Here is a 21939-nt window from a genome sequence, read left to right on the forward strand (position 1 = left end):
AGTGAATAGCCATTCACCAATGCAAGGCGGCGCGTGAGCGTAGGGTGGCCGGGTGAGCGAAGACACCTGGGCCGCGCTGGCGGACCAGTTCGCCGACGGGGCGTACGCCACCGTGAAGGGGCGGGTGCGCACCTATGTGATGCACCGCCAGCTGCTGGAGCAGCTTCCGCCGGCGCCCGCGACCGTGCTGGACGTCGGGGGCGGGGCCGGGCACCAGTCGTTCCCGCTCGCCCGGGCCGGTTACGAGGTGACGCTGCTCGACTCCTCCGCGGCGATGCTGGACAAGGCACGGCGGCGGCTCGACCGGCTGCCCGCCGAGGTGCGGGCGCGGGTGACGTTCGTCCAGGCGGACGGCGAGAGCGCTGAGGCCGCAGTGGGCGGGCGACGCTTCGACGCGGTGCTCTGCCACGGCGTGCTCGGCTACCAGGAGGACCCCGAGCCGCTGGTCGCGCAGCTGTGCCGGTGCGTGGCGGACGGCGGCCTGGTCTCGATCATGGCGGGCAACGCCCGTGCGAGCGCGGTGCGTCCGGCCATGGAGCAGCGCTGGGAGGACGCGCTGGCCGCGTTCGACGCCCGGGCCGAGGTCGGGGTGCTGGGCGTGCCGACCTGGGGCAACACGGTCGAGGGCGTCAGTGCGTTGCTGCGCGCCCGCGGCGTGGAACCGGTGCAGTGGTACGGGGTCTGGCTCTTCGTCGACTGGCTCGAGTTCGGCGGCGTCGAGCTGGACCCGGCCGACGAGAAGCGCGTGCAGGCGACGGCCGCCGTCGAACTCGAGGCGAGCCGGCGCGACCCCTATCGCGGGCTCAGCCGGGTCTTCCACCTCGTCGGTCGCCGGGCGGACTGAGCGACGTCTGGCGCGTCACTTGGCGTAGACGGCGACGAAGTCGCGGGTGGCCTGGGTGTAGTAGCGGTCCGCGGCCTCGCCGAAGTCGAGCATGTTGGTGGGCTTCGGATCGGCCGGGTTCGCGGACGCGTCGTAGCTCATGAAGGAGGGCCAGGCGCCGTTCATGTCCAGCGGCATGGCCCGCACCGCGCCCGCGTGCTGCATCAGCTCGGCCAGGGTCCGGGCGGAGAGCGCCTGCCCGACGACCATGATGATGTCGCCGTTCGCCGTCACGCCGACGCCGGAGCGCTCGACGTACTTCTTCCCCTGGTAGGCCCAGCCGTACTGGTAGGGCACGTCGATGTCGCCGGCCAGCCGCCCGCCGTCGACCATCAGCGTCAGGCACTGCCGCACGCCCACCACGTCCGGCGTCATCCGCACGTCGCGCCCCCAGGTGCCGATCCGGATGGAGCCGTCGCGGTAGAAGACCTCCGAGGCGGCCCCGTCGCGCAGGGTGGAATCCGTTCGGCCGTCGAGGTAGAAGCCGCCCTTGGAGGTGCCGTCGGTGATCCGGAAACCGCCGTTCCAGGTGGCGATCAGGCCGGTGCGCTGCCCGACGGGGATGGTCGGCGGGACGGCGAAGGAGCCGCCGGGCTCGCGGAATCCGGGGTGCAGGAAGAATGTGGCGTGGGCGGCGCTGATCCAGGCCACCGCGGCCTCGTAGGAGGAGTGCTCGGCGTCCGGGCGCACATAGGTGCCCTGGACCAGCGGCAGGCCGTGGTAGCTGACGAGCGTGCGCCACACGCCCTCGCCGGGCAGCCGCGGGCTGATGCTGGTCGGCATGGGGGCGCGCAGCGGCACCGGGCCGCCGGGCACGGCGCTCTGGGTCGCCCGCATCCGGGCCAGCTCCGCCGCCGAGAGCGAACCGCCGACGCGCGGTGGGTTCAGCGCGTACTGCCAGTCCTCCAGCTGGTTGATCATCAGGCCCAGGTGGTGGTCGCGTCCCCACTCGGCGAGGCGGGCCTCGACGCCGTCGCGGCCGGGGTACGTCAGCGCCTGGCCGATCGACCAGCCCAGCCAGCCCGCGCAGACCAGGCCCACCGCCAGCGCGCTGCGGGTGACGAGCCGCCGGCGCCGGCGCTGGGAGGGCGTCAGATCCCGCTTGTGCTTCCACGGCAGCAGCCGACGGCGCCGTCGGCGCGTTCGCCCGAGGGCGGAGGCGGAGGAGGCGGCCGAGCCGGAGGTGGGATCGGCGGGGGCGTCGGGGAGGACGTCCGCGTCGTGGTCGGTCATGGCGATTCCCTCGGAGCCGGCCGGGGCGGACTCGGTGTGGATCGGATCATCTGACAATGTGTATGCATCACCAGTCATGACGATCCGTCACGCGCCCGCGCCGTGAATCACCCGCACGCAGGCGCGTGCGGGCAGCCGCTCCCCGAAGGCTTGGGCTGCAGCACCGGCGCCGTGCTCCCGAAGACCGGGTGGTCGCTGGACTGCTGGATCCGCGCCGCCGCCAGGCGGATGCCGGGCAGCGCCGCGTACAGGGTGGAGCCGGGGCAGTAGGTGCAGTCGGCGTCGGTGTGGCCGGAGACCACCGCGAAGCCCGCCCGGCTGCCCGCCTGGTAGCGGCTGTCGGAGTCGCTGCAGGTCAGCGTCGTGGAGGCCTGGGCGGCGACGCCGTGCAGGCTCAGCTTCCAGGCGGCGAGCGCGGCGATCGACCGCAGCATCGCCGGCGTCGGGGACGCGCCGTCGGTGAACGTGCCGATGGCGGCGATCCCCGCGGTGCGCTGGTTGAAGCCGCTGCAGTGCGCGCCGATCACCGGCCGGTCCACCCCGCCGTGCCGGCCCTCGTAGACGGTGCCGAACCGGTCGACCAGAAAGTTGTAGCCGATGTCGTCCCAGCCGCGCCGGCCGGTCTGGTCGTCGTGGATGCTCCAGATGATGCTGGGCACGTCCGCGAGCCCGTAGTCGTTGCCGCTGTCGGTGTGGTGGACGAAGACCGCCTTCACCACGTCCGCGTAACGCGGCGGCGGCAGCGGGCGGGTGGGCGCGACGGTGTCCCAGTCGGCGCGGCGGACGATCGCGGGCTGTGCGGCGACCCACTTCAGGCCCACCGGGTCGGTCCAGACCCGTGCGGGGGCCCGGTCCGGTCCGACGGCCGCGGAGGCCCGGGCCAGCGCCGCGGTGACGCCGCCGAGCAGGGTGATCTGGGCTGCCCGTCGCAGGATCAGCCGCCGTTCGACGTGCATGGGCACGAAGATAAGCATGATTGTCGCGTCGGGCGTCGACGGGTGATCGGCGTGTCGTGTCCCCGTCGGCCATTCGACGTAGCCCGCATCCCGGGCCCGTCGCCCGGGATGCCGGAACACCCACGTCGCCGACACCCCGGGTGAGGAGTCGCGAGTTCACCTGTCCATGCCTCGCGACACGGGGCTCCGGCCGCTCAAAGCGGAGTCCCCGCAGTGACCACGTACCCCCGCCGGCCTGCGGAAATCATGTCGCTGAGGGTGGCGGGTCGTGCGGCGAGGGTCACCCCCCCCCTCTGCGGTCCGCCCCCGGGGGGCTCAGCGCCAGCCGTTCACCAGGTGCACGCCCGCCAGGGCGACGAGGAGTCCGGTGCAGAGCGCCGCGGCGAGCAGCCCCCATCGTCGGCCGCGTCCGGCCACCGCGTCACGGCGCAGCTCGGAGCCGAGCAGGCCGGGGAGCCGCCACAGGTGCACCAGCACGTGGAGGCCCATCGCCAGCAGCCAGAGGTAGAACGACGCCTTGTGCAGGAAGAGCACCTGGCTCGCCGGCTCGCTGCGGCCGAGCAGGGCCAGCGTGATGCCCGTGGCCAGCACCGCCGTGGACAGCAGCACCACCATCGGGCCGAGCAGGCGCAGCGGCAGCGCGGGCGTGCCCTGGCGTCGGTAGGCGGGCGCGCCGGTGTAGTAGCGGTAGGCGCGGTAGCCGGTCGAGCCGATCTTCAGCGCGACCGGGCCGGTCAGCAGCAGGCCGACGAAGAAGTGCACGGTCAGCAGCCGCGTCAGGGACAGGATGGTGAGGCCCTGGACGGCGAAGAGGACCAGCAGCACCGTGCCGGTGGCGGCCGTCAGCCGTTCGTTCCCCTCCGGTCCGCGCGCTTGGCGCTGCTCCTGACGGGACACGGCGGCGGGAGCTGTGATCACCGGGGCTTCCTTCCGGGCGGTGCGCAGGGCCCTGCGGGCAGGGCTCGGAACTCGTGCGGAGAGTCTGCATGATCGGTGACTAAGAACTCGTTCAGTACCGCACGGGCACAATGCCCGGACGGACCGGTCGTCAGGCCCGGTGGTCAGGCCCGGTGGTCAGGAAGGCCGCCGGTCCAGCCGCAGCGCCAGCACCGGGCAGGCCGCGACGGCGCGGCGCGCGTGCGCCGCCAGTTCCGGCGGAACCTCGGCCGAGTGGACGACCGGAAAGCCCCACTCGTCCAACGACAGCAGCTCCGGCAGCAGTTCGGCGCAGGCGCCGTGGCCCTCGCAGGCGATCCGGTCGAGGCGCAGCGAGAGGTCACGCGATCGGGTGAGTGCCATCGGGGATCACCTCCACTCGTCGGGGCCCGGGACCGGGCCTGTCGGCACGTCCAGTACGGGCGGGTGGTCGACGGCCGGGCAGGGACCGAAGCGCAGGTGGTGCCCGACGTCCGCGGCGAAGGTCCGCAGCGCGGTCGCGGCGAACCGGGAGGCGCCGTCCGGGTGGCGGCAGGCGCCGCGGCCGGCCAGCAGGCCCACCCGGCGCTCCAGCCGGTGCAGGCCGTCGGCGTCGAGCCGGCCGTGGGCCAGCGCGGCGAAGTCCTCCGCCACCGCCGGGAGCCCGAACCGGCACGGTCCGCACTGCTGGGCGCCGTTGCGGGCCAGGAAGCCCAGCACCGACGCGGTCTCGGCGAGCCCGCAGGCCCGCTCGGGCAGCGCGACGAGCACGCCCGCGCCGGGACCCGCGCCCAGCTCGGCCAGAGCCTGCTTGGTGAACCGGGCCGGCAGCGCGGTCGCGGCCGGCAGCCAGCTCCCGAAGAAGCCGCCGACCAGCACCGCGGAGAGCCGCTCGCTCGGACCGCCGCCGTAGGCCAGCAGCCGTCCCAGCTCCGCGCCCATCGGCGCCTCGTAGACGCCCGGGTGGCGCACCGCGCCGCCGAGGGTGACCAGCGTCGTGCCGGGCGCGTCGGGCGCGCCCGCCTCCCGGTACCAGGCCGGGCCGTAACGGGCGATCAGTGCCAGCTGGGCGAGGGTCTCCACGTTGTCGATCAGCGTCGGACGCTTGCCGACGCCCTTCTCGAACGGGCGCGGCGGCGTGGCCGTCGGCCGGGCGTCGCCGCCGTTCAGCCAGGCGACCAGCGCGCTCTCCTCGCTGGAGACGTAGTGGTGCGGCAGCTCGTGCAGCTGGACCGGCACCGGGTCCAGACGGTGACGCTCGCGCTCGGCCAGCGCCGCGCGCAGCTCGTGCACCTGGTCCTGCCGGGTGCGGGCCACGCACAGGTGCGCCTCGCGAGCGCCCACCGCCTGCGTGGCGAGCGCGATCCCGTCCAGCACCAGGTGCGGCGCGAGCTGCAGCAGCGTCGCGTCCTTGGCGCTGGCGGGCTCGCTCTCCATGGCGTTGGCGACGACCACGGCGGAACCGCGGCCGTCGGCGACCGCCTGCAGCTTGCGCGCGGTGGGGAAGGCGGCTCCGCCGCGACCGGTCAGGCCGGCCTCCTCGACGGCGCGGACGAGCGCCGAGGAGTCGCCGCGCCGGGCGACCCGGTCGAGCGGGGCCGGGCCGAACCGGTCCAGATGGTCCGTCAGGTCGGCCGCGCGGCCGGTGGTGAACCAGCCCGCCAGCAGTCGCGTCCCGTGCGGGCCGGGCGCGGAACCGTCGGTGGTGACGGCCGGCATCGGCCGGGTGGACTCGTGGACGCTCTCGGCGGTCATCGCGGCACTCCCGTCGTCAGCGGCACCGATACGGGCGCCGGGCCCTCCGCGCGGTGCGACCAGCCGGGGGCCAGCGGGCCGACGTGCAGGAACGCGACCAGCGCCAGCGGCACCGCCAGGGTGGCCAGGCCCGCCAGGACGCGGACCGGGGTGTGGCCCGGTCCGGCGCGGAACAGGCGCCACCAAACGGCGAGCACCACGACGCCCAGGCAGCCGAGGTAGAGCGCGAGCTGCAGGGTGTCCTTGGTGTCCGTCCCGGTTCCGGCCGCGTGGAAGACGGCGATCGGCCAGGAGCCGTAGGCCAGCCAGTGGATCGCCTTCCAGCGCCGCTGGCCGATGCGCAGGCGCAGCCCGGCGGTCGCGCTGGTGATCGAGACGGCCAGCAGCAGGTCGAAGGCGACCGTGCCGAGACCGAGCCACAGCGTGCGGTAGCCCGAGGTGAACGGCACCAGCGTGATCCACCAGCCGAGATGGACGAAGGTGTCCAGGATCGCGGTGACGATGTGGATCGCGAGGAAGACCAGGGTCAGCACGGCGAGGTTGCGGTGCAAGTTGGTGATCTCGAACCGGGCGATGCTGCGCGGCGCGTGGCGTCCGCCGACGGCGATGCCGAGCGCGACGGTGAGCGTCAGCAGCACCAGCGCGACGGTGCCGCCCGCGCGGGTGGCGTACCAGAGCGGGCTCGGCGCCGTGCTCGCGGCGAGCAGGGCGGTGGTGGGGGTCATGCGGCACCTCGGTGGTTCGGTGGGCCGCCGGCGGGCGCGTCCTCGGGCCAGCCGCCGACGCGGACCACGCCGCCGTCCTCGTGGGCCAGCCGGGCGGGCAGGCCGGCGTGCCGCAGCATGGTCGGCGCCTCGGTGCCGAGGATCATGGCCGCGGTGGCGGCGGTGTTCGCGGCCGCACAGGAGGCCGCCGCGACGCTGACGGTGCGCCAGCAGGCGGCCGGATTACGGCCGGTGCGCGGGTCGACGATGTGGTGCAGGCGCTGCCCGCCGCGCTGCCAGGCCCGCACGGCGGTGCCGGAGGTGGCCAGGCCGCCACCGTGCACGGCCACGACGGGGGAGTCGGCGGCGGGCGCTCGGTGGTCGTCGGCGACGGAGACGCGCCAGCCGCCCTCGGGGGTCTCGCCCGCGACGGCGAGGTCGCCGCCGAGGTTGACCAGCACGCCGCAGCGCACGGCCGCGGCGATCCGCCGCGCGGCGCGGTCGGCGGCCCAGGCCTTGGCGGTCGCGCCGAGGTCGAGCGCGACCCCGGCGGGCAGCACCAGCCGGCGGCGCGCGGAGTCCCACTCGACGCTGCGGTACCCCGGCGCGGGGGAGGTCGCGGGGGAACCGAGCTGTTCGGGGCGGATCGAGGCGAAGGTGCGGTCGTAACCGAGGCCGATCACCGAGGCGCCGACGGTCGGGTCGACCAGCCCGCCGCTCTCGGCGGCGGCCTGCCAGGCCACGTCCAGCGCCTCGGCCAGCAGCGAGCCGACGACGACGGCGGCGCCGCCGGCTCCGGCGGCCGCGGCGACCAGATTGGTGCGGGACAGCTCGGAGTCACTGCGGAAGCGGCTGCAGGCGGCGTCGATCGCGGCCAGCTCGGTGTGCAGCAGGCGCAGCGCCGGGGCGATCCGGGTCGGATCGGTGACCAGCAGATGCGCGGTGGTCCCGAACACCGGGAAGCTCGCCTGCCCCGGCTCGGGCGCGGGCCGGCGCTCGCTCGTATGGTGAGGGGTGCTCATGAGCCCCCCGTGGTGGTGTGGGTCGGCTGCGGCACCGGGGCCGGCGGCGGGGGCGCGACGGTCGTGGGCGGCGCCGCGACCGGGGTCGGCGGCACGTACGGCGCGGCGGTGGTGCGCGCCGGGGCCGGCACGTACGCGTGGGTGGGGGGCGCCGACGGGCGGTGCGTGGTCGGCGCCTGCGAGGGCGTGACCGACGGCTTCGGCGAGGCCGACTGGCCGGCGGCGGTCTTGGACGGGGTGGCCGACGGCGTCGAGGGTGAGGGGCTCGGCGTCGTCGTGCCGGTGGTGGAGCCGCTCGTGGTGGAGGCCTGGGCATAGCCGGTGGCCAGCGCGACGGATCCGACCGCCGCCGCGGCGGTCACCCAGCGGGTCGCGCTGCCGACACGGCGCACGGAGCGGTCACGGCGGTGTGCGCGGGACCGGGCGGCGGGCTGCTCGGGCGAGTCCATCCTGGCGTCTCCTCCGGTCGGTGGCGGCACACAGCGTGCCGGGTGTGACCAGACTGCACAACCGGGTCCCGGGATTTCGGTTCAGGACTTACTAAGAACCGGTAAGCATCGGTGCGCGGACGCGGATCACCCGTTCGGCCGGTTATGGGGTGTTCTGGGCGTCCCCGTCGGCCGCCGGGCCGCTGCTCTTCTCGCTGCCCCTCTCGCCGCTCTTCTCGGCGCTCCTCTCACCGCGCTGCGGCCGGCGCTCGCGACGGAACGGACGCGTCTCCGCCGGGCCCGCAGGCAGCGAGAGCCGCACGGTGAGACCGCCGCCCGGGGTCTCCTCCAGCGTCGCCCGGCCCCCGTTCGCGGTGACCAGCCGGTGCACGATGGCCAGCCCCAGACCCGTCCCGCTCTCCCGCCCGGTGTCGAAGCGCCGGAAGGCCCGTTCCCGCGCCGCCGCGTCCATGCCCGGCCCGTGGTCGACCACGGCGAGCTCGACGCCCGCGCCCTCCGGGTCGCGCCGGGTGCGGATCTCGACGCGCCCGCCCGCGGGCGCCGCCTCCAGCGCGTTGGCGAAGAGGTTGTCCAGCAGCTGCTCCAGATCGCCCGGCCCCACCGAGGCGGTCAGCCCGGCCGGGCCGCGCGCGGTGAAGCCGATCTCGCGCTCCTCGGCCACCGGCTCCCACGCGGCGATCCGGTCGGCGACCACCCGGTCCAGCCGCACCGAGGTCTGCCGTGGCACCGCGTTCTCAGCGCGGGCCACCGCGAGCAGACCGTCGACCATCCGCGACAGCCGCGCGATCTCCTCCTGCGCCCCGGCCAGCTCCTGCGCGGTGTCGCCCTCCGCGTCGGCGGCCAGCAGGTCCAGCCGCAGGCGCAGCGCGGTCAGCGGCGTGCGCAGCTGGTGCGAGACATCGGCGATGACGGCGCGGTGCCCGTGGATGAGGTTCTCGGTCCGGGCGGCCATGGCGTTGAACGTGGCCGCGAGCCGCCGCACCTCCGGCGGGCCGTTCGTCACCGTGGCGCGGGCGCCGAGGTCGCCCTCGCCCAGCCGCGCGGCCGCGCCGTCCAGCGCGACCAGCGGCTGCCCCACCCAGCGGGCCAGCCGGTTCGCCACGAACAGGGCCGCGCCCAGCGCGCCCAGCGCGCAGAGGGTGAGCCAGCCCCAGACGGTCAGCAGCTGCTGGTCCAGGCTGTCGGTCGGCCTGGAGTAGATGAGGACGCCGGCGGGCGGGTTCGTGTCGCCGATCGGGAGGGCCATGGTCAGCCGGTCGCCGTTCTGCCCGGTCTGCGGCCGGCCGTCGCGCAGCACGTCCGCGGCCGCCGAGGGCGGCAGCGCGCTGTCCTGGCAGGCGGTGGAGAGGATCAGCGTGCCGTGCCGGTCGTAGACGAGCGCGCAGTCGCCGTGCTGTCCCGCGTTCGCGACCTGCTCGGCGGCCTCCTGGTCGGGCTTGTTGTCGGAGAGGTGCTCCTCGGCGGCGGAGGCGACCGCGCGGGCCCGTGCGGCGGTCTCCTCGCGGAAGGAGTCGTGTTCGCGGTCGGTGATGGAGATGCCCAGCGGGACGACGGCCAGCACCAGCAGCGCGACCACCAGCGCCCCCACACTGAGGGCGATCCGTCGCGTCACGGCCGGGCGTCCGGAGCGCCGGCGCCGTCCTGGTCGCCGTGCTCCGGCTCTTCGTTTTCGGGCGCCTCGCCGAGCTCGGCGGGGTCGCCGAGCCGGAAGCCGCGGCCGTAGACGGTCTCCACCAGTCCGGCCACGCCCAGTTTGCGGCGCAGCGCGGCCACATGGACGTCCAGCACCTTGGTCGGCCCGTACCAGTGCGCGTCCCAGGCACGTTCCAGGATCTCCTGCCGGGTGACGACCCGGCCGGGATCGACGGCCAGGCAGTGCAGGATGTCGAACTCCTTGGGCGTCAGCGCCGTCTCGTGACCGCCGACGGTGACCCGGCGGGTGCGCGGATCCACGGTCAGCGGGCCGTGCACGATGAGCTCGGTGCCGCTCGGGCGGGTGCGACGCAGCACGGCGCGCAGCCGGGCGAGCAGCTCGGCCAGGCCGAACGGCTTGACCAGGTAGTCGTCGGCGCCCTCGTCCAGGGCCGCGACCCGGTCCGCCTCCTCGCCGCGCGCGGTCACCACGATGATCGCGGCGTCGGACTGGCGGCGCAGCCGGCCGCACACCTCGACGCCGTCCAGATCCGGCAGCCCGAGGTCGAGCAGCACCACGTCCGGGACGGGCCGGGCGGCCAGCGCCTCAGCGCCGGTCCCGGCGCAGCGCACGGCGTAGCCGGCGCGGGTGAGCCCGCGCACGAGGGAGTCAGCGATGCCCTGGTCGTCCTCGACGACCAGGACGGACAGGGTCGCGCTCGCCGCTGCCGTCTCGGTGACCTGTGCCATTGCCGCCATTGCCCCAGCCTAGAACGTGCGCAGGCGTGGACCTTGCCCCGGCGGGCCTCGGCGGCGGATCTTAACCGGATTTGAAGGGGATCCGTACCGGCGGTTGACGCCCCCTCACCCACACTGGAGGCAGGGCCGGAGTCCTGCGGTTCCGCGTTCCGGCCGACCACGCTCCCTCGGGGAGGTCGCCATGTCAGCAACCCTTCCGTCCGGGCCCTACGAGCGCCGCAGTGCGGGGCTGCGCCGCGTGCGCGGGGTCACCAAGTGGACTCTCGTCGGCTCCGCCGCGTCCGCGCTCGTCCTGGGCCTCGGCTACGCGCACGCGCTCCCGGATCTCGCCTCGCTCCTCCCCTCGCATGCCTTCGACGGCGGAAGCGGTGGAAGCGGCGGGGGCGGCGTCACGCAGTACACGGGTGGGGGAGGCGCTCAAGCCCCGTCCTTGCCGAGCGCCGGTTCCGGTGGCGGCCACACCTCCACGGGAGCCTCCTGACGGGCCGTGCGGCCGGCGGCTCCTAAAAGTGATATCTCTATAATGGAGCTGTTGGCTGCCCGGCGCGCAGGCGCGGTCGGGCTGAACCGAGAAGCGAGGCGGTCCGGATGGACGGGGTGGCGGCGGCGATCAGCGAGCGGGTGGCGCGCAGTGTGACGGGGGTGGTCGGCCTGCTGGCCGCGGTCGCGCTGATCGCGGTCGGGGCCGCGGTGGTGTCGAGTGCGCGGGCGGTCGGGGTGGTCCTGATCGTGGTCGGCGCCCTGGTCCTGTCGGGCCTGACGGCCGTCGCCCCCGGGCAGGCGCGCGTGGTGTCGCTCTTCGGCCGCTACGAGGGCACGATCCGGGCGACCGGCCTGCGCTGGGTCAATCCGCTGACCAAGCGCCAGCGTGTCTCGACCCGGATCCGCAACCACGAGACGGCGACGCTGAAGGTCAACGACGCGGACGGCAACCCGATCGAGATGGCCGCGGTCGTGGTCTGGCAGGTGGAGGACACCGCCAAGTCCGTCTACTCGGTCGAGGACGTGGTCCGTTTCGTCGCGACCCAGGCCGAGACGGCCGTCCGGCACATCGCCGGCAGCTACCCCTACGACGCGCGCGGCGAGGAGCGGCTGTCCCTGCGCGAGAACGCCGAGGAGATCACCTCGAGGATGTCCGCCGAGATCGCGCAGCGCGTCACGCTGGCGGGCGTGGGGGTGGTCGAGTCGCGGATCACCCGGCTCTCCTACGCGCCCGAGATCGCCCAGGCGATGCTGCGCCGCCAGCAGGCCGACGCCGTCGTCGACGCGCGCCGCCGGGTGGTGGAGGGCGCCGTCGGCATGGTCCGCATGGCGCTGGAACAGCTCACCGAGGAGGACCTGGTGGAGCTGGACGAGGAGCGGAAGGCCGCGATGGTCTCCAACCTGCTCGTCGTGCTGTGCAGTGAGACCGCGACCCAGCCGGTCGTCAACACCGGCACCCTCTACCAGTAGGCGGAACCGTGGGGGAACGCAAGAACATCCTCCTGCGGCTGGATCCGGCGGTGCACGACGCGCTGGCCCGGTGGGCCGGGGACGAGCTGCGTAGCACGACGGCCCAGATCGAGCTGCTGCTGCGCCGCGCCCTCGCGGACGCCGGGCGGCTGCCGAACAACGTCGGCGGCCTGCCCCGACGAGGCCGCCCGCCCAAGGCCGTGGACCCGGAGGAGGAAAAGTGATATCACTTTAATTGTGACGGTGAAACGAGACAGTGCCACGACGGGCGCTGGGGCGGTTCCGACCGGGCCCGCGATCGTCGTGGACGGACTGACCAAACGCTTCGGGGAACGCACGGCGTTCACGGACGTGAGCTTCGAGGTGGCCTACGGCGAGGTCTTCGGTTTCCTCGGCCCGAACGGCGCGGGCAAGACCACCACGGTGCGCACCCTGGGCACCCTGCTCGCGCCGACCTCCGGCACCGCGACCGTCGCGGGCCTGCCGCTGACCGGCGCCAACGGCGTCGAGATCCGCCGCCGGATCGCGGTCATGCCGGAGGCGCCGGGCCTCTACCTGCGGCTCAGCGTCGCGGAGAACCTCGACTTCTTCGCGGGCCTGTACGAGCTCGACGACCGGCGCGCCCGCATCGAGCGCGCCCTGCGCGCCGTCAACCTGCTCGACCGGGCCGACGACCCGTGCCGTTCGCTCTCCAAGGGCCTGCGCCAACGCGTCGGCCTCGCCCGCGCGTTGCTCAGCGACCCGGAGATCCTCTTCCTCGACGAGCCGACCTCCGGCCTGGACCCGCTCGCCGCGCGCGACGTCCACGAGCTGATCGACGGCATGCGCCGGCGCGGCGTGACCATCTTCCTGACCACCCACCGCCTGGCCGAGGCAGAGGCGCTGTGCGACCGCGTCGGGATCATGAACACCACACTGCGCACCATCGGCCGCCCCGACGAGCTGCGCGAACAGCTCTTCGCCAAGACCCTGCAGGTCACCACGCGCGAGCCGGTGGCCGATCCGGGCGCCGTGTTCGCCGGGCTGCCCGGCGTGGAGGGCTGGCACCCCGCCTCCTCCGGCGACGGCTACGTGCTCGCCGTGACCGACCCGGACCTCGCGGCCCCCGCCGTCGCCCGCGCCCTGGTCGCCGCCGACGCGGACCTGCTGGCGCTCAGCCCCTCGCGGCACTCGCTGGAGGACGTCTACCTGCAGCTCATCGAAGAGGACGTGGAGGCGCGGACCCGATGAACGCGAAGAACGGTCTCAGCTGGATCCGGGTGCGGGCCCTGGTGCGCAAGGAGATCAACGACTACCGGCGCAACCGGTTCATCGCCGTCACCATGGCGATCCTGCCGGTGGTGTTCATGGTCAGCCCGATGATCACCCTCTTCAAGCTGCCCGCGGACGCCCCCGCCTCCAAGCTCGACGCCTCGGTCGGCCTCTCGGCGCTCTACCTGATGCTCGTCCCGGCCTTCGTGCCGGCGGTCGTCGCCTCCTACTCGGTGGTCGGAGAACGCGAACAGGGCACCCTCGAACCGGTGCTCACCACCCCGATCCGCGCGGGCGAGTTCCTGATCGGCAAGGCGCTCGCCGCGCTGCTGCCCGCGGTCGTCATCTCCTACACGATGTACGGGGTCTTCCTGGGCGTGGTCGGCGGGTTCGCGCACGAGAACGTCGTGCACGACATCTTCGAGGCACCGCGGATCCTCGCGCAGCTCCTGTTCACTCCGCTGATCGCGGGCTGGTCGATCTGGGCGGGCATCGCCATCTCAACGCGCACCGGCGACGTCCGTGTCGCGCAGCAGCTGAGTACCCTCGCCAGCCTGCCGCCGCTGGCGATCACCACGCTGGTGGGCTTCGACGTGATCAAGCCGACCGTCACCGTGGCGGTCGGATTGGGCCTCGGCCTGCTGGTCATCGACATCCTGGCCTGGCGCGTGGTCTCCGCCCTGTTCCGCCGCGAACGCCTGCTCACCGGCGCGAAGGCCGCCTGACGCCCCGCACGGCGGCGCTACCTCCAGCGCCGCCGCCGGCGTCCGAAGAACCACCCCGCCGGCGGCTTGTCCGCCCGCCACGGCTCCGGCTCCGGCGCCTCCCGCCGCCACCGCGCCGCGAGCATCCGCGCCCGCGCCGACGGCTCCTTCTGGTCCGCGCCCCGGACGAAGCTCTCGTCCAGCACCACGCCGTCCCAGTCGTCGGCGGCCCAGTCGTGGGCAGCTCGGTCGTCGGTGGCCCCACCGTCCTCCCGCATGCGTCCTCCTGCTCGGTCCCGCCCCGAAGGGTCGACGATGGGCCCAGTGTGCAACATCGCATGTCAAGACCGTGTGAGAGCGGTTCGCCGTCCTCGCTACCGGCACATCGGAGTTGTCGGGTTTCGCAGGTGAGCCATCGTCAGCCACTATGGTTCGGCGGGCTGTTGACAATCCGGGGGATGCGGTGGCTGACTCGCTGGTGGAAGTGGCCGAGGACGACGAAGAGGAGTCCGAGCAGGAGTCCGAGCGGGAGCCGCGGACCGAAGGCGTGATACCCGGCGCGGGCGCGATCCGCAAGCAGCTGGTCTTCTTCCTCGGGCTGGTCCCACTCGCCGTCGCCGCCATGCGGGTCTACCTCATGGGTCAGGGCGACGGCGCCACGATGCTCACCCTGGTGCAGACGCTCGACGTGCGCGCCGTGCTCGTGGGCACCTTCGCCAAGCCCATCGGGGTGCTGGGGACCACAGCGTCGCTCTACGTCTTCTGCCGGGCGTACTGGCCCCGGATGAGGCGGCGGAGCGATCCCTCCCGACGCCGCGACACCCGGTGGGCCGGTTCGCGGCTGGGCGTGCTGCTGCTGGTCCTCCTCGCCTCGGTGGGATGTCTGTACCCCGAGGAGGTCCTCGACTGGGGCAACCCCAGCCCGTGGCCGGTGGACGTGGCCCGGGCGTTCGCCTGGGTGCTGGCCGGTCAGGCCGTCTGCTGGCTGGGCTACGAGCTGCTGCAGCGGGTGGCCGACCGGTTCCGCAGCGCACGGCCCCGGAGTCCGCGTCGGCTGCTGCACGTCGCCGCGGACCGCGCGGCGGCGTTTTGCGACGCGATCCTGCGCTTCTACGCCTCCTCGCGGCCCGAGGTGTACCTGCTGGTGCCGGCGATCGTGCTCGTCTTCTGGGTCTACCTGGTCACCAACGACCGCATGTGGCTTCCCGCCCAGGTCGTCGAACTGAACAGCGCCCCCGCCTGCATGACACAGGCCCCCGGCACCCCCGGCGCCTGCACCGGCTCCGCCAGGTACCCGGTCAAGCGCCTCGCCGACGGCCATGTGGCCGTCACCGGCTACATCCTGGACCGTGATCTGCGCGAGGAGACCATCCTGATGGACGGCGGCGGCCTGCTCACGGTCGACCGCCACGCCGTGGCCGAGCTGATTCCCTGCCAGGACGAACCCGACTTCGACCCCCGCAGCGACGCCCCGCTCCTGGCCCTGCTCTCCGGCTTCCACCCCACCCAGCAGGACCCGCCCTGCGCCGCGATCGCCGCCGCGAAGGGCTGAGGGCCCGCAGGTCAGGTTGAGTGCGGGGGCGGACCCCCCAGTGTGACGTTGCCTCCGATCCGGCCGCTCTGGACGACGGGGCTGTCGCGTACGCCGCCGTGGATGGTGTTGTGAACGGCCGCCGGGTGCGGGCCGGGCCCGAGGTCGGCGAGTAGGGCCCGGAACTCGTCGGCCGAGGCTGCATCCCGCCGGAGGAGTCGCTGGAACCGGGCCCGCCACTCGGCCTCGATGTCCGCCGCGAGCTCGGGCCGGCTTGCTGCGGATACCGCGGTGAGTTCGGCCTGCGCCTCGTCGAGGTCCGCCGCGACGGAACGGGAGTTGCGCCGGGCAAAGAGCTTGCCGAACCTCGCCTTGCCGTGTTTCCACGAGTCCGTGACCATCAGTCCGACCATGGCGGTCGCCGCAGAAGCGGCGAGGGTTTCGATTTCCTTGTCCATTCATTCCTCCTCAGTGTCGAAGGGCTCGAAGCGGTGCCGCAGTTCGTCTGCGATGTCGGTCCGGCCATGGGCCTCGAAGACGTCGGAGAAGCGGGCCCAGAGGAGCGGAAGGCCCGGATCGTCGTCGCCGATCCCCTCGGTTCGAAGGAGGGACTCGAGAAGTTCGGTCGCGGTCGCAGGCCGAGGTTCGGCGTAGACCGTTGCCTCCATGGGTTCCTCCAGCGAGGGAACGAAGCGGCGGAACTGCGACGGTACTTCCGCGTTCTGCGCTGCCGAGGAGAGCTGGGTGAGCAGGCCGATGTCGTTCACGGTCTTCTCGACCTGGTCGTCGTTCCTGGCCAGCCACCAGACGACGGCACTGCCGGTGTCCTTGAGCACGTCCTCGCCGAGGTACTCGCGCCGACTCTGCTCGTACTTGCGCTCGTGCTCCCACACGGCCTTGTCCTTGCGGACAGCCGCGAGCTTGTCCAGGCGCTCCTGGTCCTGGTCGGAGAGCGTGAGTGTGACCGACTCGGCCATGACGTCGAGGAATTTGGTGTCGTCGCGCTGCATCCGGCCCAGTGCGCCATTGAGTTCGTGCTGGACGAGGGACGCTCGGTGGGGATCCCGCTTCTCGGTGATCGCTCGTGCCCGCTCCAAGATGGCGTCGATGGCGAGGCCCGCCGGATTGAGGATCGGTTCCTCGGACCGCTCGCCACTGGGGTTCCAGCGCACGGTCGCGGAGAACAGGAAGTCGTAGTCCTCCGAGGAGCTCGGCAGCGCCACCCGCGTCACCCGCTGATCCCGGCGCTCGACCGGGACCACGGGCAGCATGGGAGCCATCTCGACGGGCACCGGATTCGGCCGTCGCCCTGCCACTAGGGTGGACAGCAGGGGCACGCCGACCGCCAGAGCCAACAACGCCAGCCACGTCCACAGCGGCCAGTGGGACTCGAGGTCGACGACGGCGAACAGCAAGCCACAGATGACCGTGAGAAATGCGATCACGGTCTTGCAGCCGGACGTCATGAGGTGCCTCCTGGATGATGAATGAACGGCGCCTGGGTCAGGCGGCCGAGTAGCCCTGGGCGGCGTCGATCTTCTGTCGCAGCGCGGCCGTGACGGTCAGTCGTGCGGTCGGGTCGGCCCCGCGAGCCCAGTCCCGCCCGGCCGTGTAGAGCCGCCCGAGCTGCTCGACGCGGCCGTCGCAGCCGGCGACGAGTGTGTCCGTGATGGGATCGAGGAAGGCTTCGTTCTCGGCCGCGACGTCGAACCACTGCGTCACCACGGCATTCCACGCGGGGTACTCGCCGGTGAGGAAGGCCCGGTGCCATCCCAGCGCGAGGTCCTTCCGGAGCCCGGACTCGGCGAGCAAAGGCCGGCTTCCGCTCTCGGACGAGGTCAACGTGTGAGGGTCAGCCAGGATGAGGAAGAGCGCGGTGTCTTCGGGCCAGGCGCCGATGGGAGCAGCACCCAGACGGCTCATCAGCAACCGGTAGAGCCGGCGGTCATCGGTGGCGAGCCGGAGCAGCGCGCTCCTCGCGCTGACGTGCCTCTCCTGCCGTCGGGCCAGATGATGCAGCCGGACCAGGGCCTGGTCCGGATAGCGGATCGCGAGCACGTCAGTACAGACGTTGACGAGCACGTCTGTCAGACCGGGCTCCTGCCTTTCGAGGGACCACAGATAGATGCGTCGGCGGAAGAAGCCGCTGTGCTGCTCGTTGTCGAGGCCGTGCTGGAGAGCGCGCGCCGCGTGGATCCGGGGGATGTCGCTGGAATCGGCCCAGGCGGTGACCAGATCGCAGAGGCGTTTCTGGTCCCCGGTGCTCAGACACTGCTCGCTGAAGCGCGCGACGATCTCACTCCGGTCCGCGTCAGAGAGCTCCGGCGCCTTGATCCCATCGCGAACCCACGCAAACAGACCATCGCGTGCTTCGGGCAGGTAGCTCCAGAAGTGGCGGCGGACCGCTTGGTCGAAGCCGAGGTCGTCGAACCGCACCCACCCGTCCCGGCTGGTGTGGGCCCCTACTTCGAGGAGCCGCTGGTAGAGGTCCCTGCGTTCCAGCACGGGACGTTCCTCCGGTGGATGGCGCAGCGCTGTCAGCAGGGCGGCGGCTCCGCGGTGGACGGCGTCGCTGTGCGCTTCGTGCAGCATCGCGACGGCGAGCAGGAGCGCCCGTTGCGGCCCGTCCTGAAGCCTGGCGACGAAGTCGGCCACCTCCTTGGCGCGATCCCCGGCCGCGGCGACGGCGGCGGCGCACCACGTCTCGAACGTGCCGTCGACCGACTCGGAATCCCGCGCCTTGGCGATGAGCGCAGCAAGATCGGCGACCTCGCGCATGGGCCGCATCCGGTCGAGGAACGCCCGCAGCACCGGGGGAGTGGCGCCCTCAGGGATCAGACCCTCCGCGCGCAGATGCTTGAGTAGCACCAGACTTCGGAGCGGCGCTTCGATTTCGGCTTCGAAGCGTCCCAACCCGTCAGGGAGCGGTCCCGTCACCGTCGAAGGGAGAACAATCACGAGGTGTGCCTGATGCGACCGGATGATCTCGCGGAACTCTGCAAGTTGGGGCTGGATAGCAGGCCAGAATCGCTCCCCGGCACTGGTGAAGTCGAGCAGCAGCCGGTCCTTCGAGTCGACTTCCACTGATGCCAGCAGTTGGGCCTGCTCTGTCTCGTCGTCCTCGGCAGCGAGTTCGTAGAAGGTTCCGACTTCCGCCCGGACCTCGTGCAGGAGCATGCGGGCGGCGGACGTCCGGCCGCTGCCTTCCGGCCCGCGCACGATGACCACATGTTCGGCGGTCAGGACCTCGCGGGCCTTGCCGAGGTGCCCCGGAGGCACGAACCGTTGGCGGAGCCAGCTCAGGTCGTCCTCGGCCACCTTGCGCGGGGGTCGGCTCTGTCCGTCGCGGGCTTCCTGCTCGGCGAAGTTGAGGAAGAACTGGTGGCCGGGGCCGTTGTGTATAAGGCCATGGGTATCCGAGATGTCTACTCGGTGGACGTCACTCACCGCTCGTCGTCCCGGGTCCGACGCGGACCGTTGAATGTGCTTCCGATCCGACCCCGGTTCTTGCCACCTCGGACGATGAAGGCGCCGTCGCCCGAGAACTGGTTGATGTCGCCTCTGCCTGTGTGCAGCGGACCTCGGTTGCCTTTGATCACGGTGTTGGTCACATCGCCGGTGATGTCGCGTGCCTGCACGGTCGGACCGCTCGCGCGCTCGATGGTGTTCTGCACGCTGCCGGTATCCGCAGGCGAAGCCTTTGCCGCAGTGTCCGCTCGCCTCAATGCAGGCACGAGATCGGCGAGTTCGTCGCCTATTCGGCGCAAGCCTGCATCCGCGTCCTGGAGGTCGAGGCGGAGCGACTGGGTGTCGGCGAGTATCTGCAGTTCAGAGGGAAAGTCCTCGACGCTCAGACGGTCAGTCCGGCGTCCCTCCAGGACCGGGAGCAGCGTGGCGCCGGCCTCGTGGGCGGCGAGGAGCTCTCGGCGGACCCAGTCGTCCTCGTCGTACACCGATCCGACGTCGAACCAGGAGTCGCCGATCACGGCGAGCAGCACAGAGCAGGCCCGCACGTTGTTGAGCAGCTCGCGGGGAAACTGCTTGCCCGGACGGATCGACTTCGACGCGCGGAAGATGCGGTCGCCGCCGAAGCGGTGGGACAGCTCGCGTTCGATCAGCGCGGCGGTCTTCTCGCCGTCGCCGGTGCGGTAGTTGATGAAGACGTCAGGCATGCGTCACTCCCCGGGGATCGATCAGGTGCAGGGACGAGGTGAGATCGGGCGTCAGCTCGCGCACGGCGACGTTGCGTGGGTGCCGCGCGAGCACGCGGGCCAGCCTGCGCAGGTCCGCCGCGATGGTCGCGGAGCCCACGGAGGGGAAGGACCCCAGCAGTTCGCGCGTCAGCGCGCAGGCTTGGTCGATGTCGCCGGCCGCCGCGTGGGCGAGAGCCTGGCGCGCTCCGTAGCGGGCGCGCGTACGCAGCGCGTTCCGCGGCACTCCTCGCAGTTGGTTGCCGAGCACCTCCGCGGCCTCAGCCGGGCGGCCGAGGTCGTGGAGGCACCAGCCGTGGATCATCGCGGCCGGGTCGGTCAGGTTCCGGGTGCCGAGGACCGGGCCTTCGGTCTCGTGGGCGGCGCGCTGCAGCAAGTCGCGCGCCCGCTCCAGACTGCGCAGGCTGTTGCGTTCGTCGCCCGCCAGTGCGTGGCCCTGCGCCTCGCGCTGCGCGGCCAGACCGCGTATGCGCTTCGGCACCCGGGCAGACTGGGCCTGTTGGGCGAGGGCCACGGTCTGGGCGGCGTCCTCCCGGTAGAGCGTCACCAGCGCCCGCCGGACCAGCGCGTAGGCGGCGAGGTCGTCATCGCCACCGGCGCCGGCGAGGGCGACGGCGCGTTGGGTCCACCACAGGGCGGCCTGTTCGTCGCCGGTCTCCTGGACCAGCCAGCCGACGTACTCGGCGTAGCGGGAGCCCAACTGCAGCAATCCCCGCCGTAACGGCCCGTCCGTGGCGGCGGCCAGCTCCCGCAGGGTGTGGGTCTGGGCGATGAGCGTCGGCAGCAGGAAGTCGGGGCTCACCGTCTGGCCGAGAGTGCGGTGCTGGCCGAGCACCACCCTGGACGCCTCGAGGACCGCTTGCGCTTGGGCGGCCGTCGACGCTTGCGGGCCGCCGCCGAACCGGACTCCAAAGGCGGATGCGATCCCGGCGCCGACGACCTGCCTGCGGCTCAGTGTCTGGAACGAGTTCGTGCCGTCCGGGGACAGCTCCATCGACCACACCTCCTCCTCCCGCTCCTCCGGGACGGGCAGCTCCGCCGGCGGCGGAGCTGCCGCAAGGTCCAGCAGCAGACCGTCCGCGCCCAGGGCGGCGTCACAGAGGCGCGCCAAGTCGCGGCTGGGGGACTTCAGGCCTCGCTCGACCTTGCTCAGCTGCCCCTTGCTGTAGTGCACCGAGGCTGCGAGACCGGCCAGCGTCAGCCCGGCGGCGAGCCGCAGACGCCGCAACTCGCGCCCGAACTCGCCCGGCTGCCATGCCACATGTGCCTCCCTGCGCCTGTCCGGCAGTCGGTGCCGCTGACCAGGGTGCGACGACCGGCCCTACACGAACAAGGCGAGCATCGTGGTTTCCCGTTTCCACTTGGTAGGCAACCGGACTGTCATGATCTTGTCGAGACGGCCGTGAGCCAAGGTCGGCCGTCCGAAACCGGTCGCGGGGGCGGCGGGGGAGCGGGCAGGATGCCGGGGATGCTTTTCCGCGATGCGTGATTCGCTGCGCGGCCTCGCCACCGGCGACGCCTTCGGCGCACAGTTCTTCGTTCCCGACAACCGAGAGACCCTGCGGGCCCGGCGTTTGCCGGTGGGCCCCTGGTCATGGACCGACGACACGGAGATGGCCAGCTCCGTCGTCGACGTGCTGACCCGTTGTTCGGGCGTGGACCAGGACGTGCTCGCCCGTTCGTTCGCCGAGCGGCACGACTTCGACTCGCCCGAGATCCGGCGCGCGCGACGCGAGAGGCGCGGCTGTCGGCGGAGGTGACGCACACCCACCCCGAGGCGGCCGCCGGGGCGATCGCCGTGGCCCTCGCTGCCGGGGTGGCGGTGGGCGGTGGGAGCGGGGAGGACCTGCTGCGGGCCGCCATCGAGTGGACGCCCGAAGGGCGGGTCCGGAGCGGGGTCGTGGAAGCGCTGACGCTGCTCGGTCAGCCGCACGCCGAGTACGCGGCGCATCGGCTCGGGAACGGGCGGCACGTGAGTGCGGCCGACACCGTGCCGTTCGCGCTGTGGTGCGCCGCCCGGCATCTGGAGCGGTACGAGGACGCGCGGTGGGCGTGTTCGTCCGTCGGCAGGGACGTGGACACCACGTGTGCGATCGTCGGCGGGATCGTCGCGGCGCGCGTGGGTGTAGACGGGATCCCACCGGCCTGGCGGGAAGCGACCGAGCCGCTCCCCGCCTGGACCGCATGGGCCTGAGCGGGGCTCAGGCCGCGGAGCGGTGGTCGGCGGCCGGGACGGTGGTGGGGGTGGTCGGCGGGGGGGGGGGGGCCGCGCGGCGGAGGGGGATGGAGGAGGCGACCGCCGCCGCGGTGAGGGAGACGGCGCAGCCGATGACCATGCCCGTGCGGAAGCCGACGAGGGACGGGAGGGCCACCGGGCCGAACCCCGTGGTCAGGTGGGACAGGACGACGCCGACGACCGCCGCGGACAAGGGGGGGCCGATGGAGCGCAGCAGGGGGTTGAAGCGGGTCGCGGAGCCCGTCT

25 protein-coding genes and 1 pseudogene are annotated in these 21939 nt (G+C 72.9%); 10 read left to right on the top strand and 16 right to left on the bottom strand.

Annotation, left to right across the window (positions count from 1 at the left end):
• Positions 1–52 precede the first annotated feature (52 nt).
• Complete coding sequence (locus DN069_RS02275; RefSeq protein WP_111498976.1) at positions 53–844, top strand: class I SAM-dependent methyltransferase; 792 nt, start codon at positions 53–55, stop codon at positions 842–844.
• Positions 845–859: 15 nt separating this feature from the next.
• Here the strand turns inward: DN069_RS02275 and DN069_RS42290 are convergent, their stop codons facing one another.
• The 7 genes from DN069_RS42290 to DN069_RS02310 all read right to left on the bottom strand — a co-directional run bounded on the left by DN069_RS42290 (position 860) and on the right by DN069_RS02310 (position 7468).
• The gene (locus DN069_RS42290; protein WP_111498977.1) at positions 860–2116 is read right to left on the bottom strand and encodes a phosphodiester glycosidase family protein; all 1257 of its coding nucleotides are present in this window, start codon (positions 2114–2116) and stop codon (positions 860–862) included.
• A gap of 107 nt (positions 2117–2223) precedes the next feature.
• Positions 2224–3072, bottom strand: coding sequence for a peptidoglycan recognition protein family protein (locus DN069_RS02285; protein WP_111499048.1), 849 nt, complete (start codon positions 3070–3072; stop codon positions 2224–2226).
• A 315-nt stretch (positions 3073–3387) separates the two neighbouring features.
• Complete coding sequence (locus DN069_RS02290) at positions 3388–3990, bottom strand: hypothetical protein (RefSeq protein WP_111498978.1); 603 nt, start codon at positions 3988–3990, stop codon at positions 3388–3390.
• Between the two features lie 156 nt (positions 3991–4146).
• Positions 4147–4371, bottom strand: coding sequence for a ferredoxin (locus DN069_RS02295; RefSeq protein ID WP_111498979.1), 225 nt, complete (start codon positions 4369–4371; stop codon positions 4147–4149).
• 6 nt (positions 4372–4377) lie between these two features.
• Positions 4378–5742 carry an NADH-ubiquinone oxidoreductase-F iron-sulfur binding region domain-containing protein gene (locus tag DN069_RS02300; RefSeq protein ID WP_243638844.1) on the bottom strand — a complete coding sequence of 455 codons (1365 nt, stop codon included), beginning with the start codon at positions 5740–5742 and terminating at the stop codon, positions 4378–4380.
• Entirely contained in the window at positions 5739–6467 is a 729-nt protein-coding gene (locus DN069_RS02305; protein ID WP_111498980.1) for a ferric reductase-like transmembrane domain-containing protein, read from the bottom strand. Before DN069_RS02305 ends, DN069_RS02300 begins: the two co-directional genes overlap by 4 nt.
• Positions 6464–7468 (bottom strand): FAD:protein FMN transferase, encoded by a 1005-nt coding sequence (locus DN069_RS02310; protein WP_111498981.1) that lies wholly within the window; start codon positions 7466–7468, stop codon positions 6464–6466. The genes DN069_RS02305 and DN069_RS02310 overlap by 4 nt, the downstream gene beginning before the upstream one ends.
• Positions 7469–7477: 9 nt before the next feature.
• Here DN069_RS02310 and DN069_RS39780 point away from each other — a divergent pair, with 9 nt between their 5' ends.
• Positions 7478–7786: a hypothetical protein gene (locus DN069_RS39780; protein WP_111498982.1), complete on the top strand. Its 309-nt coding sequence runs from the start codon at positions 7478–7480 to the stop codon at positions 7784–7786.
• 273 nt (positions 7787–8059) lie between these two features.
• Here the strand turns inward: DN069_RS39780 and DN069_RS02320 are convergent, their stop codons facing one another.
• On the bottom strand, positions 8060–9529 hold the full coding sequence (locus DN069_RS02320) for a HAMP domain-containing sensor histidine kinase (RefSeq protein ID WP_111498983.1): 1470 nt from the start codon (positions 9527–9529) through the stop codon (positions 8060–8062).
• On the bottom strand, positions 9526–10308 hold the full coding sequence (locus DN069_RS02325) for a response regulator transcription factor (protein WP_243638845.1): 783 nt from the start codon (positions 10306–10308) through the stop codon (positions 9526–9528). Before DN069_RS02325 ends, DN069_RS02320 begins: the two co-directional genes overlap by 4 nt.
• Before the next feature lie 181 nt (positions 10309–10489).
• Between DN069_RS02325 and DN069_RS02330 the strand changes: the two genes are divergently transcribed.
• From DN069_RS02330 to DN069_RS02350, 5 genes are all read left to right on the top strand, one after another.
• Positions 10490–10789 (top strand): hypothetical protein, encoded by a 300-nt coding sequence (locus DN069_RS02330; RefSeq protein ID WP_133259809.1) that lies wholly within the window; start codon positions 10490–10492, stop codon positions 10787–10789.
• A gap of 107 nt (positions 10790–10896) precedes the next feature.
• Complete coding sequence (locus DN069_RS02335; protein WP_111498986.1) at positions 10897–11760, top strand: SPFH domain-containing protein; 864 nt, start codon at positions 10897–10899, stop codon at positions 11758–11760.
• Between the two features lie 8 nt (positions 11761–11768).
• Complete coding sequence (locus DN069_RS02340; RefSeq protein ID WP_111498987.1) at positions 11769–11984, top strand: type II toxin-antitoxin system antitoxin; 216 nt, start codon at positions 11769–11771, stop codon at positions 11982–11984.
• A 19-nt stretch (positions 11985–12003) separates the two neighbouring features.
• Entirely contained in the window at positions 12004–12990 is a 987-nt protein-coding gene (locus tag DN069_RS02345; RefSeq protein WP_207892020.1) for an ABC transporter ATP-binding protein, read from the top strand.
• The gene (locus DN069_RS02350) at positions 12987–13736 is read left to right on the top strand and encodes an ABC transporter permease (RefSeq protein WP_111498989.1); all 750 of its coding nucleotides are present in this window, start codon (positions 12987–12989) and stop codon (positions 13734–13736) included. Before DN069_RS02345 ends, DN069_RS02350 begins: the two co-directional genes overlap by 4 nt.
• Positions 13737–13753: 17 nt before the next feature.
• Here DN069_RS02350 and DN069_RS02355 read toward each other — a convergent pair whose 3' ends face one another.
• Positions 13754–13993 (bottom strand): SGM_3592 family protein, encoded by a 240-nt coding sequence (locus tag DN069_RS02355; protein ID WP_111498990.1) that lies wholly within the window; start codon positions 13991–13993, stop codon positions 13754–13756.
• Between the two features lie 185 nt (positions 13994–14178).
• Here DN069_RS02355 and DN069_RS02360 point away from each other — a divergent pair, with 185 nt between their 5' ends.
• Positions 14179–15267, top strand: a complete 1089-nt coding sequence (locus DN069_RS02360; RefSeq protein WP_111498992.1) for a hypothetical protein — start codon at positions 14179–14181, stop codon at positions 15265–15267.
• Positions 15268–15278: 11 nt separating this feature from the next.
• Here DN069_RS02360 and DN069_RS02365 read toward each other — a convergent pair whose 3' ends face one another.
• The 5 genes from DN069_RS02365 to DN069_RS02385 are packed head-to-tail and all read right to left on the bottom strand — an operon-like array spanning position 15279 to position 20745.
• Positions 15279–15704: a hypothetical protein gene (locus tag DN069_RS02365; protein ID WP_111498993.1), complete on the bottom strand. Its 426-nt coding sequence runs from the start codon at positions 15702–15704 to the stop codon at positions 15279–15281.
• Positions 15705–16712: a hypothetical protein gene (locus tag DN069_RS02370; RefSeq protein ID WP_111498995.1), complete on the bottom strand. Its 1008-nt coding sequence runs from the start codon at positions 16710–16712 to the stop codon at positions 15705–15707.
• Positions 16713–16749: 37 nt separating this feature from the next.
• A complete protein-coding gene (locus DN069_RS02375) occupies positions 16750–18693 on the bottom strand; it encodes an nSTAND3 domain-containing NTPase (RefSeq protein WP_111498996.1) in 1944 nt (647 codons plus the stop codon).
• Positions 18690–19418, bottom strand: a complete 729-nt coding sequence (locus DN069_RS02380) for a toll/interleukin-1 receptor domain-containing protein (RefSeq protein ID WP_111498998.1) — start codon at positions 19416–19418, stop codon at positions 18690–18692. Before DN069_RS02380 ends, DN069_RS02375 begins: the two co-directional genes overlap by 4 nt.
• On the bottom strand, positions 19411–20745 hold the full coding sequence (locus DN069_RS02385) for a helix-turn-helix domain-containing protein (protein WP_481557181.1): 1335 nt from the start codon (positions 20743–20745) through the stop codon (positions 19411–19413). The genes DN069_RS02380 and DN069_RS02385 overlap by 8 nt, the downstream gene beginning before the upstream one ends.
• A gap of 193 nt (positions 20746–20938) precedes the next feature.
• Between DN069_RS02385 and DN069_RS42750 the strand changes: the two genes are divergently transcribed.
• Positions 20939–21217, top strand: a complete 279-nt coding sequence (locus DN069_RS42750; protein ID WP_424556236.1) for an ADP-ribosylglycohydrolase family protein — start codon at positions 20939–20941, stop codon at positions 21215–21217.
• Positions 21214–21651: an ADP-ribosylglycohydrolase family protein gene (locus DN069_RS42755; RefSeq protein ID WP_424556237.1), complete on the top strand. Its 438-nt coding sequence runs from the start codon at positions 21214–21216 to the stop codon at positions 21649–21651. Before DN069_RS42750 ends, DN069_RS42755 begins: the two co-directional genes overlap by 4 nt.
• A 7-nt stretch (positions 21652–21658) precedes the next feature.
• Here DN069_RS42755 and DN069_RS39785 read toward each other — a convergent pair.
• Positions 21659–21939 (bottom strand): annotated as a pseudogene (locus DN069_RS39785) (MFS transporter); the annotation flags it as partial.

The sequence above is a fragment of the Streptacidiphilus pinicola genome (assembly GCF_003258295.1).
GTDB classification, from domain to species: Bacteria; Actinomycetota; Actinomycetes; order Streptomycetales; family Streptomycetaceae; genus Streptacidiphilus; species Streptacidiphilus pinicola.